The organism is Candidatus Afararchaeum irisae (assembly GCA_034190545.1).
GTDB lineage: Archaea > Halobacteriota > Halobacteria > Halobacteriales > Afararchaeaceae > Afararchaeum > Afararchaeum irisae.
On record JAXIOF010000061.1, the window covers coordinates 1 to 13,211 of the forward strand.

Sequence of the window (13,211 nt, forward strand, 5' to 3'; positions counted from 1 at the left end):
TATCCAAGCCGGCTTCAACAAAGACCCTGAGCTAACTCAGTTGGGAAGTACCGAGTATCCAGAGCCCACTACTTCTCCGCTGTAGCCCTCGTTCTGATGCCTCTTACAGGATACTTCGACGGAGTCTTACCAGACATCGGCTTGTTCATCGGATTGGTTGTGCTTTTCATTTCCTCAGTCTACATAGTGAAACACCAGACAGTCAGCGAGATAGAGCTTCGAGTCTGAGTCCCTAGAATAACACACAGTTATAGACAAAGACAGTTTTAATAATACTTTTTATGCCAAAACCCTCTATTTAATAACATGCCCGTCGTCAGCATCTCGGTTCCCGACAAGCTCCTCGACCGAATAGACAGCTTCGTCGACGAACACGGCTACTCAGGGAGAAGCGAGTTCATACGGAACGCCTCGCGTGAGCTCATAGGCGAGTTCGAGGACGCGAGCTTAGAGGGACGTCACCTCATAGGTACGATAACCGTAGTCTTCGACTTCGACAACTCCGAGGTCGAGAACAAGATGATAGAGCTCAGACACGACTTCGAGGACGTCGTCAAGAGCAACGTACACTCACACGTCGGAGAGAGCTACTGCATGGAGGTCTTTGTCCTCGAAGGCGACTTAGACGAGATAAAGAGATTCGTGGGACAGGTCAGGTCGACCTCCGACGTTCTCGATGTCAACTACACCGTCCATCCGATAGACGAGCTACTCTAGCGGTACTCGTTGAGCGAGTCACGCAGGTCACGCGCGGCTTTCCGAGCCTCGTCGTCGAATCTCTCCTCGTCTTCCTCACCCGCGTAGATGATCGAACGCGTCGAGTTGACGACTCCGACGCCTTCGGAGCTGAGACCGTGTTCTACTGCCGCTCTAAGGCTGCCGCCCTGTGCTCCGACCCCCGGCACGAGGAAAGGAAGGTCGTCGGCGTGTCGCCTGACTTCCTCCATAGTCTCGGGATAGGTCGCTCCGACGACGAGTCCGAGATTCGAGTTTAGATCCCAGTCGGCGCATCTCTCTGCGACCTCGGCGTAGAGGGGCTTTCCGCCACAGTCGATGTCCTGGAAGTCACTGCTTCCGTCGTTTGTCGTCTTACACAGGACGAAGACGCCCTTGTCGGGACGTTCGATGAAGGGCTCTATGGAGTCGTGTCCCATGTACGGACTCACTGTTATAGCGTCGGCGAAGTCGAGTAGATCGGCGTACCTGCTCGAGGAGTTACCTATGTCACCTCTCTTGGCGTCGAGTACGACTTCTGCGTCAGTCTCCTCGTGGACGTACTCGGCTGTCTGTCTGAGCACGTCCCAGTCGTCGGTAGCCTCGTAGAAGGCGGAGTTGGGCTTGTAGGCGACAGCGACCTCGCTCGTGGCATCTATTATACGTCTGTTGAACTCTAAGACCGAGAGGTCGCCGGGTATCCTCTCTCTCACGGGGTCGAGTCCGACACAGACTACGCTGTCTTTCTCCTCGATGCCGTCGGCGAGTCTGTCGAAGAAGTTCACGCGAACTCCTCCAGAGGAACCTGCTTCTGGTCGCCCGTCTCCATCTCCTTGACGGTCACAACGCCTTCGGAGAGGTCGCGTTCTCCGACGATGACTGTCTTCTCTGCGTTTATAGAGTCGGCGTACTCAAGCTGTCCCGAGAAGCCGCGGTTCGAGAGATCGATCTCGACTACGTTTCCCTCGGCTCTCAGAGACTGTGCGACCTCGACCGCAGTCTGCCTGACGTCTCCTATCACGGCGACGTAGTAGTCAGTACGTATCCTCTCGTCGGGCCAGACTCCCGCTCTCTTCATGAGGAGTTCGAGTGTGGCGTCGCCCGGTGCGAATCCGACCGCCGGGGTCGGCTGTCCTCCGAAGGTCTCAACGAGGTCGTCGTAACGTCCACCGCCGAATATCGAACGCAGGTCGCCTTCCGTGTCGAAACACTCGAAGACGGCTCCCGTGTAGTAGTCGAGTCCCCTGACTATACGTGGGTCGAACTCGACGTCGACTCCGTAGTCCGCGAGACGGTCGTGTATAGCCCTGAGGTTCTCGATCCCCTCACGTGTCTTCTGTCTCTCGGATATCTCAAGAACCTCTTCGAGACTGCCGAAGCCACGTATCTGGGTTAGCGAGACTACAGTCGAGGTCTGTTCGTCGTCAAGTACCTCACGCAGACGTGCCCTGAGTTCGTCGGCTTCGAGCTTCTCGGTCTTGTCGACAGTCCTGTAGACGTGCTGGGCGTCCTCCGAGGGGAGGTCGAATCCCTCGACTATCCCCTGGAGTATCTTCCTGTGACTCATACGCAGGACGAAGTCGTCGTCGAGACCCAACGACCTTAGCATGTCGTCGGCGAGTGCGACTATCTCGGCGTCAGCCTCGGGAGTCTCGCCGCCGAATATGTCGAAGTTGGGCTGGTAGAACTCACGCAGGCGTCCCGACTGTGGCTGTTCGTACCTCCAGAGCTTGGGCACCGAGTACCACTTGAGAGGCTTCGAGAACTCCTGCTGTTTCGCGACGAAGATACGGACGACACTCGGTGTTAGCTCGGGGGTCATAGTGACCTGGCGTCCGCCCTTGTCCTCGAAAGAGTAGGTCTCTTCGACTATCTCCTCGCCGCTCTTTATCTCATAGAGTTCGAGAGGTTCGAGCGACGGCGTCGCGATCTCACGGAATCCGTAGGACCGTGCCGTCTCCTCCACCGTGTCGAATACCTCACGACGTGCCGCCATCTCGTCGGGATAGAAGTCCCTGAACCCCTTGAGGCTCTCAAGGTCTCTGTCCATGTGACGAGTAGAGGAAGGAGAGGTTTAAATTAAACTAAAGTAAAGAGTACTTACCTTCTCTTTATGTTGTAGTCGTTGCCCGAGGGCTGAAGCTCACGCAGGAGATCCTTCATCTGGTCGTCGTCTATGGTGTCCTGTATCCTTCCGCTCTTTGCGAGTGCGACTATCTGCTGTTCGACCGACTCCGCGAACTCCGGCTTCGACATACGGAGAGTGTTGAGCCTCTCGCGCGCCTCGGCTGTCAGAGTCTGTTTCAGGAGAGCCTTCTTCTGAGCCTCTGCCTCCTCACGTTCCTCACGTTCCTGTGACTGCCCCTCTCCCTGCTGTTCCTTGAGCTTCTTTAGCTTCTCCTCACGTAGGTCGTCGATGTCGTCAGTCATGTTAAAATGTAGTTCCTGAGAGCTTAAAACTCTTCAGACGACAGTCGTCGGTGCTGTCGCGCTACTTCTACTGATACTGTTCGAGCTCGGGGATCTCCGAGGCGACGTCCTCGGCGACTCCGTCGAGGAAGCTCCTTCCCTCGCCAGAGACACGTCTCCCCTCCGCCTCGACTGTCTCGACGTAGCCGGCGTCCTCAAGCTGCTGGAGAGCCGTCCTGATTATATTACGGCTTCCCCTCTCGTGGTGAGCGGGTGCGGAGCCGTTGTTCTTGCTCCCGCCGTACTCCTTGCTGAGACGTGAGACTCCTATGGGACCTTCTGTGTAGACCTTACGTATGATCGATGCTGTGCGTGTGTACCACCAGTCGCTCTCCTCGGGAGGGAGCTCCTTGTGCTCTCCAGTCTTAGCGAACTCCGCCCACTCGGGGGGCTCTACCTCGTCGATGTCCTTGAGTTCCTCGGCGACTTGGGATACCATCTTGTCCCCGGGAACGTCGTATAGAGTGACCATTCTTGTCCTGAGTTCGTCGAGGAGAGGTTTAACCTTTTTTGTTATACTCAAGGAGAGAAGGACGTGAATACGGGTTGAGTCTAAGACCAGTATACAGAGACTCAGTCAAGGTATCCGCCATTCTCAGAACAGTCTGTATTCAATGCTTAATTATTTCTGTCCTTGAGTATTAAAGGCGTCATCGAGGTACCATGGAAGAACGGAAGCTTCTCGACCGTCTCTCGCGCGAACTCGGCGTAGGAGACGACTGCGCAGTCTTAGAGTTCGGCGGTGACGAGGCTAAAGCACTCCTCACCACCGACATGCTCCACCGTAAGACCGACTTTCCCGAGGGACTCGAAGCTGAGGTTATGGGCTGGCGCGGGGTCGGCGCGAGTCTGAGCGACGTGGCAGGAATGGGAGGCGATCCAGTCGCGTCGGTTCTCGCAGTCGGCGTCCCGGGACTCGAAGAGGAGACGGTCGAGGCGATCATAAAGGGCGCGAGAGACGTCTGTGAGGAGGTCTCGGCGGAGTACGTCGGAGGCGACCTCGACTCACACGACGAGCTCACAGTCACGTCGACAGTTCTAGGAAGAGCCGAGTCGCCCGTGAGACGGTCGGGAGCGGAGGTCGGAGACGCAGTCTGTGTGACGGGAGAACTCGGTGCGACCGCTCTGGGTCTGCGCCTCTTCGAGGAAGGAGAAAACGAGACGGCGAACGGTCTCTTCAGGTTCGAGCCACGTGTCGCGGAAGGTATCGAGATCTCCGAGTACGCGACCTCGATGATGGACATAAGCGACGGTCTCTCTGTCTCTCTCCACCAGACCGCGGAGGCGAGCGACGTGGGATTCGAGGTCGAGTCAGAGAGGATACCCCGTGTCGACGGAGTAGACCTGGAGGAAGCCGTCTTCACAGGCGAGGACTTCGAGCTTCTGTTTACGGCTCCGCGCGACAGGCTCGACGAGATAAGCGCGGAGTTCACGGTGATAGGCGACTGCGTCGACGAGACCGAGGGCGTGAGTATCGACGCCGAGAGACTCGAAAAGAGAGGTTATCAGCACGGAGACTGATTAACTAACACATATGACCATAGATGACCTCAACGACGAGATAAGGAGCTGTACGAGATGTGACGACCTCGTTGACAACAGGACACGCCCAGTTCCGAACCAGGGCGATCCCGACGCAGACGTCCTGATCGTGGGCAAGATGGTGGGGTACAGGGACGACGAGAAGGGACTGCCCTACCAGGGCGAGGCGGGGAAGACAGTCGACTACGTTCTCGATGCATACGACATGACGAGGAACGACGTCTTTCTCACCAACCTCACGCGGTGCTATCCGCCCGAGAGCCGTAACCCGACGAAGGAGGAACTCGACCACTGCGCCGAGTACTTCAACCAGGAGCTTGAGATAGTCGACCCCGACTACATAGTCGCGCTCGGGAAGCTCACAGCCGAGAGACTCCTCGGCAGGGATGTCAAGCTCGAGGACGAACACGGCGAGGTCTACAACTACTCGACACTCACATTCCAGTCGAAAGTCGTCGTGACCTACAACGTCGGATCAGTCCAGTACGACCCCACGAAGAGGGACACTATAGTCGAGGACATCGAGCCCGTGTTTGAGTAGATAGGACTGATTCTCAAGTTCGACACGAGTCACCACCCATCCTTATGGCGTAACACTCCGTAGACAGATCTAATGGCAGAGATAGTCTCGACAGAGGACGTTCTGGGAGGCGCGCCGCGTATCGAGGGGAGACGTATCGGAGTCCATCATATCGCCAGACGTGTGATCGACGCCGGCGAGTCGCCCGAACAGGTCGCCGCCGACTACGACCTCGCTGTCGCTGACGTCCACCGGGCTCTCGTCTACTACTACGACAACCCGACCGAGATGCGCGAGGTTCAGGAAGACCGTAGGTCAGTACCTGAGGACTTAGACGTTGTTCGTCCCGAGGATTTCGAAGCCGAGACGGGATCGGAGACTAAGGCATAGATATGAGGCTGTTGGCTGACGAGCATATTCCTCCAGCCTTCGTCTCGGCACTTCGGGGAGAGGGTCACGATGTCGCAGTCGTCGGGGAGGACGTCAACCTAGGTGCAGATGACTCTGTTGTGCTGAGGTTCGCGTCTGAGACCGACCGTGTTATCTTGAGTGAGGACACTGACTTCCAGGGTGCCGACCCTCAACTCGACACTGGTTCACATCCGGGAGTACTCGCGTGTGACACCTCTGCGGCACCCGGCGAGGTTGCGGCGGCTGTACGTCGGATCGACTCAGTGACCGACGACCTCACACAGACTCTTCTATTCGTTCCTGGCAACTGGCTTTAGATACTGACCCCCATCTTTTACGCCTCGACTGCGTAGGTGATGTATGTCCTCAGACACAGACTCAGACCCACAGACCGAAGACCTGCCAGAGACAGAAGACGAATGGCGCGACCGTCTCACCGAGGAGGAGTACAGGATACTCCGTGAGTCGGGTACTGAGCCGAGTTTCAGCGGCGAGTACGTCGACGAGAAGAGGGACGGCACCTACGTCTGTGCTGGCTGCGGCGCGGAGCTATTCTCGTCCGACGAGAAGTTTGAGTCGGGCACCGGCTGGCCCAGCTTCTGGGACGCTGTCGACGACAACATAGAGCTTCAGCCCGACCACAGCCTCGGAAGGACGAGGACGGAGGTCGTCTGTGCGAGATGTGGGGGACATCTCGGACACGTCTTCGATGACGGTCCCGACCCGACGGGTAAGAGGTACTGCATAAACTCGGTGGCTCTCGACTTCGATCCCGAGGAGTAGCTACATACTTACTCTCCTGACTCGATCTCAGCGCCGAGCGACCCCATGGCTTCGACGAAGTCGGGGTATGAGACAGAGACGGTCTCGGCGGTGTCGACTACTGTCTCTCCGTCGGCGACGAGTCCCGCGAGACTGAGCGCCATGACTATACGGTGGTCGTGGTGTCCCGAGACGTCGGCTCCTCTCAGATCCGTCGCGTCGCCGTCTACGACGAGGTAGTCTTGACCCTCCTCTACCTCAGCGCCGAGCTTTCGGAGTTCCTCGGTGATTACGGCGAGTCTGTCGGTCTCCTTGTATCTCAGGTGTTCGGCGTCGTAAATACGTGTCTCCCCCTGGGCTACGGCTCCGAGTACAGCCACAGTAGGAACGAGGTCAGGCGAGTCGGAGGCGTCGAACTCAGTGCCCGAAAGATCGCCCGACGTGACCCTCACGACTCCCTCCTCGGTGTCCCAGTCGATGTCGGCACCCATTCTGTCGAGGACGTCGAGTATCACCGAGTCGCCCTGTGGTCCCGGGAAGAGGTTCTCGACTTCGACCTCACCGCCCGCTATGGCTCCCGCCGCGAGGGGGTACGACGCGCTTGAGAAGTCACCCGGGACTCGGAACTCGCCCAGGTCGTAGGTCTGGTCTCCCTCGACGTCGAAGCCGGCTTGAGTCTCTTCGTAATCTATTCCGGCTTCGTCGAGGACTTCGAGTGTTATGTCGACGTAGGGTCTACTCCTGAGTTCGTTCTCTATCTCGATATCTACGCCGTCGGGAGTCAAGGGCGCGGCGAAGAGGAGTGACGATATGAACTGGGACGAGACAGTGCCGTCTATCGACGTTTCACGTCGGTCTATCCTCCCGTCGACGACGAGAGGTGCACAGCCGTTCCGTCTCGTAGAGAAGGCGTCTGAACCGAGCTCTGAGACCGACTTGAGAAGAGGATCGTTGGGACGTGACCTCAGGCTGCGGTCTCCCGTGAGAACCGTCGTGTCGTCGGTGACTGCGGCGGTTCCGGTGAAGAGACGGAGCGTAGTCCCCGAGTTTCCGCAGTCGAGGACGTCGTCGGGAGTCTCAGGAGAACACGACACCCCGTCGACCGAGAGGCTGCCGTCGTCTTCGTCTTCGTCTTCAACCTCGGCTCCGAATCCCTCGGCACACCGTATGCTAGCCCTTATGTCGGCACTCATCAGGGGGTCGAGTACACGCGCTTCGTCGGAGAGAGATCCTGCGAGCACGGCACGGTGGGAGTAGCTCTTGCTCGGAGGTGCTGAGACACGTCCCGAGACTTCTGAGGGAGAGACTCTGATCTTCATACCCCGACTTCGTGGGATACGTCTTTGAATCTGTCGCTGTCGGCTGTCAGAGATGCCGAGAGGTCGACTCAGAGAGGAACGCAGATATACCTCGGGAACTTACAGCGTGTGATGTGATGGAGTCAGACGACTCAGCGCCGAGACACGTCGAGGGAAGATGTGACCTCGGTGACTGCGACAGCTTAGCCACGCGTGCATATGTCGACTCCGACGGCGAGATATACATAGAGGTCTGTCCGAGCCACGGAGAAAGCTTAGAGTCGGAGTTCGACTCCGACTACGACGAGGTCGAACGTGACAGTCCTTACCGCGACGACCCCGAGAGACACGAGTCACACGCGTGTGGAGGTCAAGTCGAGATACACGAGACCCCCGGAGGCTACGAGTACCGAGTCTGCGACTCGTGTGACTACGCGCTTCTGATAGACGACTCTGGAGAAGGAGACGGTGACGGAAACGGAGAAGGCGGCGGGATGGAGGTCGAGTACGTCGACCGCCGAACGTAACCACAACTGCTTTCGGCTCTCGACACGCCTTACGACTAATGAGCGACAGCGATCTTATTGCCGTGGTCGACGACGAGAAATGCAACCCCGACAAATGCGACCACGAGTGTGTCAACTTCGATCCCCTCAACAGGTCTCCGACGGGACCCGAGGGTTTCCACATAGACGAGGAGGTCGGAAAGGCGCGTATCTCCGAACAGGTCGTGATGGAGGGACACACGATCTCGGCAAAGAAATGTCCCTTTGACGCGATACAGCTTGTCAATCTCCAGAAGGAGACGGGAGAGAAGCTCCACCAGTACGGCGAGAACCAGTTCCGTCTCTACGGTCTTCCCGCGCCACAGGAGGGTGAAGTCGTGGGTCTCCTCGGTAGGAACGGCATAGGTAAGTCGACCGCCCTGAGGATACTCTCGGGTGATCTCAAGCCCAACCTCGGAAGGTACGACGAGGATGTGGACTGGGACGAGATCACTACAGAGCACCGGGGCACGTCTTTACAGACCTACTTCGAGAGACTCGCAGAAGACGACATAACCGCGTCGTTCAAGATACAGAGGGTAGACGACATAAAGAGGTCTTTCACCGGAGAGGTGGGTGAACTCCTCGACCAACTCGACGAGAGGGGAAACGTCGACGGTCTTATAGACGCTCTCGACATGGAGTCGTTCGTCGGAAACCGGGTGAGCGACCTCTCGGGCGGAGAGCTACAGAGGGTCGCAGTCGCGGGCTGTCTCGTACGTGACGCCGACGTATATCTGATAGACGAGCCGTCGTCGTTCCTCGACGTCGAACAGCGTCTCAACGTCGCACGTGCGATACGTGACGAGACAGACGACAGGTACTGTGTGGTCGTAGAACACGACCTCGCGACACTCGACCTACTCGCCGATATCGTCCACGTCGTCCACGGAGAGCCCGGGGCGTACGGTATGGTCTCGAACGCTATGACCTCACGCGTCGGTATCAACCAGTACCTCGAAGGCTACCTCAAGAGCCACAACCTGCGTATAAGGAGCGACTCGATAAACTTCGCGGGAGGCACGGGGAGCAAGATGAGGGGCGACGTCCTGATGGAGTATCCCGGGTTCGAGAAGTCTTTCGACTCGTTCTCTCTCGACGTAGACGCGGGCGAGGTACACGAGGCGGAGGTTCTGGGTATAGTTGGACAGAACGCCATGGGTAAGACGACCTTCGCGAAGATGCTTGCGGGCGAACTCGAACCCGACAACACCGACTTCGAGTCACCGGTTCCGATCTCGTACAAGCCCCAGCATATATCCGCGCCGAAGGGGACAGTCAGGTTCGCTCTGTCACAGGTCGCCGACATAAGCTCGACGTCGTTCCAGACACGTGTCGAGAAGCCTCTCGACCTCAAGGAGCTTTACGACAGAGACCCCGAAGACCTCTCGGGCGGAGAGTTACAGAGGGTCGGAATCGCGGCGTGTCTCGGAAGGGACGCGAGCCTACATCTCTTAGACGAGCCCTCCGCGTATCTCGACGTCGAGACACGTGTCAGCCTCGCGAAGAGTCTCAGACGTTTCGCACGTGACACCGAGCGTCCCGTCGTCGTGATAGACCACGACCTCGTCTTCCTCGACTACATCAGCGACCGTGTGATGGTCTTCGAGGGCGAGTCAGGGGTCGAGGGACACGGAAGACAGCCCGAGAAAGTCAAGGACGGCTTCAACCGTTTCCTCAAGCAGGTCGACATCACCTTCCGGAAAGACCCCGACACCGGAAGACCCCGAGCGAACAAGCCCGAGAGCCAGAAGGACAAGACACAGAGGAAGGAGAACGAGTACTACGCCTGAGACTTAGTACCACACCATAACTGACCATATATACACGTATATACTCTAAACCACTATAGATATAAATATAATGAAAGTAAATTTGGTCTGCGTGCTATTCTAAGACACGGATCTGAACGTGCAGAAACTTTATGTAGGTAGAGGTTCAAGGTTAGAACGCGTAGGAGTTAGTCATACGTAAGTCGAAGAGTCAGACAGATACCCCAGATACAAAATATGTTGAGCAAGATAATCTCAGAAACCAAAGAATGCGAGGAGTGTGACCTCGAAGCCGAAAACAGGGTCATACTCGAAGACGGCACCGAGAAGCTTCTCTGTGGGACTCACGCCGACGAGATCATGGAGAACCGACCCATGGAGATAAAGATGATACAGAGCGTCTCTATCTGGGGCTGATCTGAGTCTCTTCTACGACTTCCTCGACCCTCTCAGAGATCCATCCCTCGTCGACGTATCTGTCGTAGACGGGGAGTCTCTCGACGAGTTCGGCGTCAGCCTCGTCGGCGATCTCTTCGAGCTTTCTGACCCGGGGCCAGTCGTAGTCGGGATTTATGTAGTCGTCCGTCACAGGAGAGACTCCTCCTAAGTCGCCCGCACCCGCCTCGACGAGTGAGGCGAGTCTCTGGGTTCCCGAGATGTTGGGCGGAACCTGAACCTCGACGTCGTCGGGGAGTCCGTACCGCGCCATAGCGACGACACGTCTCATCTCTTCGAGAGAGGGTCTCGGGTAATCCGACCTCTCGTTGGGGACGACGTTCTGGAGTATGACCTCCTGTATATGTCGGTGTCTCTCGTGGAGCCGTCGTATCTCCAGTATCGACTCAGCCCTGTCGCGCCAAGTCTCTCCTATTCCGACTAGTATCCCGGTCGTGAACGGGACTCCCGCCTTACCGGCGTCGTCTATCGCCTTTATACGTCTCTCGGGCTTCTTGGTCTCGAATCCGGCGTGGGCGTCGACCTCAGCCGTGGTTTCGAGCATCAGTCCCATAGACGCGTTTACCTCGCTCAGACGCCGAATCTCGTCGAGTTCGAGTACACCCGGGTTCGAGTGAGGCAGAACGCCCATCTCGAGTGCTGTCTCACACGCCTCGTAGAGGTAGTCCAAGACCGTGTCATGTCCCATCGCGTCGAGTCTCTCGTCTATATCCGGATAGACCTCGGGACGTGTCCCGAACGAGAAGAGTGCCTCCGTACACTCCGTCTGTTTCGCGGTTTCGAGAGTCTCCTCGACCTCGTCACGCGACATAATCTCGGCGTTCCCGGGTTCATCGTAGAAGGCACAGTAGTCACACGCGTTCTTACACGCCGTCGTTAGGGGAAGGAAGACGTTACGCGAGAAAGAGACCTCGTCGGGCTTGTCGACGTCTTCGGGGTCGACTTCTAAGAGGACGTCAGCCTCCATCGTCGAGCCTCCTGAGGTCGACGCGTTTCTCGTCGTTCTCGACGGCTTCGAACCTCTCGGCTATGTAGTCGTACGACATCCCCTCTCCGTGGAGGAGAACCTCTATGAGGTCGTCGGGTTCGTCTACGTCGGTCGAGAGACGGAACGAGTCTACGGTAGATGTATCGATTCCGCGTGACCTCGCGGTTTCGAGATGGTCGGTGTAGCTAGTCCCGTGGTAGTCGACCTTGAACTCAGACGTCCACGAGACGAATGCGTTTGTTCCTCCGTTTCTCCCGGGAGCTAAAGACAGATCCGTGTCGCCGCCTCGCTCCACGAGACGCCGCACAGAGTCGGGTGTAGCTATACAGACGTCCGACATCACGACACCGACGGGAGCCTCGTCGAGGACGGAGTTTACTGCGGGAGTCAACGGTTCGGGACAGAGACGTGTCTCGTAGCTGAGGTCGAAGCCGGGGTCGTATCCGTCGAGTCGGTGAGTCGTGAGTACGACGGGGTCGTGTCCCGACTCCTCGACAGCCGAGTAGACGTCGTCGAGCATACAGAAGCTAAACTCGACCCTCTCGTCGGGAGACAGGAGGCGTGAGAGACGTGTCTTCGGGCTCTCGGGCTTGAACGGGATGTAGAAGAGCATCGATCAGAAGAGTTCGCGCCAGAGACTGTTCTTGTACTTGTCGCCGCGGTCACAGAACGGAGTGACTATACACGCCTCGTCGGGGTTCTCCATCTCCTCAGCGAGGTTTATACACGCCTCTAAGTTGGCACCCGAAGACGTCCCGACGAGGAACTCGTCGCCGACCCTCATGACATCACGCACAGTCTCCTCCGAGAACTGCCCGGGATCGACTATCTCGGGGTCGTAGTCGTCGTACCTCTCACGCAGGTCACGTGCGTTCTCGTACGCCTTGTCGGTGGATATGTAGAGCTTCCTGTCGGGGAGGCTCTCATCGTAGATGTCAGGGACGTAATGTCCCTCGCCCTTCACGTACTTGAGACCGTCTATGGCGTGGAGTGCGTCGTCGGGCTCGACAGCGACGGAGGTTATAGAGGAGTCGGCGTTCTTGAGACCTCTCGATGTTCCGGTTATAGTACCCCCGGTTCCGACGCCCGCGACGAAATGTGTGACACAGCCGTCTGTCTGGTCGACTATCTCGGGCGCAGTCGTCTCCTCGTGGGCGAGAGGGTTGTTGGGGTTCTCGTACTGGTTGGGCATGTAGTAGTCGTCGGGGTTCTCCTCCAGAATCTCGTTAGCCCTGTCTATGACAGCGTCGTATCCCTCCATAGCGTCGGTGAACTCTATCTCAGCACCCGTCTCCTCGACCGTCTTTATCTTGCCGTCACCGGCGTTGTCGGGCATCACTATCAGAACGTCGTAGCCCCTGTTACGTGCGATCTTAGCGACCTCGCTCCCCGTGTTCCCGCTAGTGGGCTCTATCACCGTCTTGTCCTTCGTGAGATCGCCCGACTCCTCCGCAGCGTCAAGCATATACAGTGCGGGGCGTGACTTGACCGATCCGCCGCCGTAAGGCGTCGAGTGGAGATTGAACCATTCGAGCTTCGCGTATATATTTGCTCCTGCGGGCTCTCCCACCCCTTCTATCTTGACGAGAGGGGTATCACCTATCTCAGACTCGTCTATCTCCATTCTTGTTTGTTATATGGAAACAAGATTATAAAACAGTTCTCTGTTACTTGCCTTGGTAAACTACCCCACCCTACTTCGCTCGGGCAAACCCTCGCTCGTGGAGGGATGGG

17 protein-coding genes are annotated in these 13,211 nt (G+C 57.4%); 9 read left to right on the forward strand and 8 right to left on the reverse strand.

What is annotated here, in order from left to right; translation table 11 throughout:
- The first annotated feature begins 306 nt into the window (after positions 1-306).
- Positions 307-717 carry a nickel-responsive transcriptional regulator NikR gene (gene nikR, locus SV253_07510; GenBank protein ID MDY6775903.1) on the forward strand — a complete coding sequence of 137 codons (411 nt, stop codon included), beginning with the start codon at positions 307-309 and terminating at the stop codon, positions 715-717.
- Here the strand turns inward: nikR and pyrF are convergent.
- The 4 genes from pyrF to SV253_07530 all read right to left on the reverse strand — a co-directional run bounded on the left by pyrF (position 714) and on the right by SV253_07530 (position 3,655).
- Positions 714-1,499, reverse strand: coding sequence for an orotidine-5'-phosphate decarboxylase (gene pyrF, locus SV253_07515; protein MDY6775904.1), 786 nt, complete (start codon positions 1,497-1,499; stop codon positions 714-716). The two genes, nikR and pyrF, sit on opposite strands and share 4 nt — an antisense overlap.
- Positions 1,496-2,764, reverse strand: coding sequence for a histidine--tRNA ligase (gene hisS, locus SV253_07520; GenBank protein ID MDY6775905.1), 1,269 nt, complete (start codon positions 2,762-2,764; stop codon positions 1,496-1,498). Before hisS ends, pyrF begins: the two co-directional genes overlap by 4 nt.
- Before the next feature lie 50 nt (positions 2,765-2,814).
- Entirely contained in the window at positions 2,815-3,144 is a 330-nt protein-coding gene (locus SV253_07525) for a DNA-binding protein (protein MDY6775906.1), read from the reverse strand.
- 67 nt (positions 3,145-3,211) lie between these two features.
- Positions 3,212-3,655, reverse strand: a complete 444-nt coding sequence (locus SV253_07530) for a 30S ribosomal protein S19e (protein MDY6775907.1) — start codon at positions 3,653-3,655, stop codon at positions 3,212-3,214.
- Positions 3,656-3,846: 191 nt separating this feature from the next.
- Here SV253_07530 and thiL point away from each other — a divergent pair, with 191 nt between their 5' ends.
- The 5 genes from thiL to msrB all read left to right on the forward strand — a co-directional run bounded on the left by thiL (position 3,847) and on the right by msrB (position 6,439).
- On the forward strand, positions 3,847-4,704 hold the full coding sequence (thiL, locus tag SV253_07535) for a thiamine-phosphate kinase (GenBank protein ID MDY6775908.1): 858 nt from the start codon (positions 3,847-3,849) through the stop codon (positions 4,702-4,704).
- Between the two features lie 13 nt (positions 4,705-4,717).
- Positions 4,718-5,266 (forward strand): uracil-DNA glycosylase, encoded by a 549-nt coding sequence (locus tag SV253_07540; GenBank protein ID MDY6775909.1) that lies wholly within the window; start codon positions 4,718-4,720, stop codon positions 5,264-5,266.
- A gap of 72 nt (positions 5,267-5,338) precedes the next feature.
- On the forward strand, positions 5,339-5,635 hold the full coding sequence (locus tag SV253_07545) for a DUF433 domain-containing protein (protein MDY6775910.1): 297 nt from the start codon (positions 5,339-5,341) through the stop codon (positions 5,633-5,635).
- A gap of 2 nt (positions 5,636-5,637) precedes the next feature.
- Positions 5,638-5,973 carry a DUF5615 family PIN-like protein gene (locus SV253_07550; GenBank protein ID MDY6775911.1) on the forward strand — a complete coding sequence of 112 codons (336 nt, stop codon included), beginning with the start codon at positions 5,638-5,640 and terminating at the stop codon, positions 5,971-5,973.
- A 43-nt stretch (positions 5,974-6,016) separates the two neighbouring features.
- Complete coding sequence (msrB, locus tag SV253_07555; GenBank protein ID MDY6775912.1) at positions 6,017-6,439, forward strand: peptide-methionine (R)-S-oxide reductase MsrB; 423 nt, start codon at positions 6,017-6,019, stop codon at positions 6,437-6,439.
- Positions 6,440-6,447: 8 nt separating this feature from the next.
- Here msrB and aroA read toward each other — a convergent pair whose 3' ends face one another.
- Complete coding sequence (gene aroA / locus SV253_07560; protein MDY6775913.1) at positions 6,448-7,737, reverse strand: 3-phosphoshikimate 1-carboxyvinyltransferase; 1,290 nt, start codon at positions 7,735-7,737, stop codon at positions 6,448-6,450.
- 116 nt (positions 7,738-7,853) lie between these two features.
- Here aroA and SV253_07565 point away from each other — a divergent pair, with 116 nt between their 5' ends.
- The 3 genes from SV253_07565 to SV253_07575 all read left to right on the forward strand — a co-directional run bounded on the left by SV253_07565 (position 7,854) and on the right by SV253_07575 (position 10,450).
- Positions 7,854-8,243 (forward strand): hypothetical protein, encoded by a 390-nt coding sequence (locus SV253_07565; GenBank protein ID MDY6775914.1) that lies wholly within the window; start codon positions 7,854-7,856, stop codon positions 8,241-8,243.
- A 38-nt stretch (positions 8,244-8,281) separates the two neighbouring features.
- A complete protein-coding gene (locus SV253_07570; GenBank protein ID MDY6775915.1) occupies positions 8,282-10,054 on the forward strand; it encodes a ribosome biogenesis/translation initiation ATPase RLI in 1,773 nt (590 codons plus the stop codon).
- 216 nt (positions 10,055-10,270) lie between these two features.
- Positions 10,271-10,450 carry a hypothetical protein gene (locus SV253_07575; GenBank protein MDY6775916.1) on the forward strand — a complete coding sequence of 60 codons (180 nt, stop codon included), beginning with the start codon at positions 10,271-10,273 and terminating at the stop codon, positions 10,448-10,450.
- Here SV253_07575 and cofG read toward each other — a convergent pair.
- From cofG to SV253_07590, 3 genes are read right to left on the reverse strand one after another with little or no spacing between them, the layout of a single operon-like run.
- Positions 10,437-11,456 carry a 7,8-didemethyl-8-hydroxy-5-deazariboflavin synthase subunit CofG gene (cofG, locus tag SV253_07580; GenBank protein ID MDY6775917.1) on the reverse strand — a complete coding sequence of 340 codons (1,020 nt, stop codon included), beginning with the start codon at positions 11,454-11,456 and terminating at the stop codon, positions 10,437-10,439. The genes SV253_07575 and cofG overlap by 14 nt on opposite strands.
- Positions 11,446-12,090: a 2-phospho-L-lactate guanylyltransferase gene (gene cofC, locus SV253_07585; GenBank protein ID MDY6775918.1), complete on the reverse strand. Its 645-nt coding sequence runs from the start codon at positions 12,088-12,090 to the stop codon at positions 11,446-11,448. Before cofC ends, cofG begins: the two co-directional genes overlap by 11 nt.
- A gap of 3 nt (positions 12,091-12,093) precedes the next feature.
- A complete protein-coding gene (locus tag SV253_07590; GenBank protein MDY6775919.1) occupies positions 12,094-13,101 on the reverse strand; it encodes a PLP-dependent cysteine synthase family protein in 1,008 nt (335 codons plus the stop codon).
- Between the last annotated feature and the right edge of the window lie 110 nt (positions 13,102-13,211).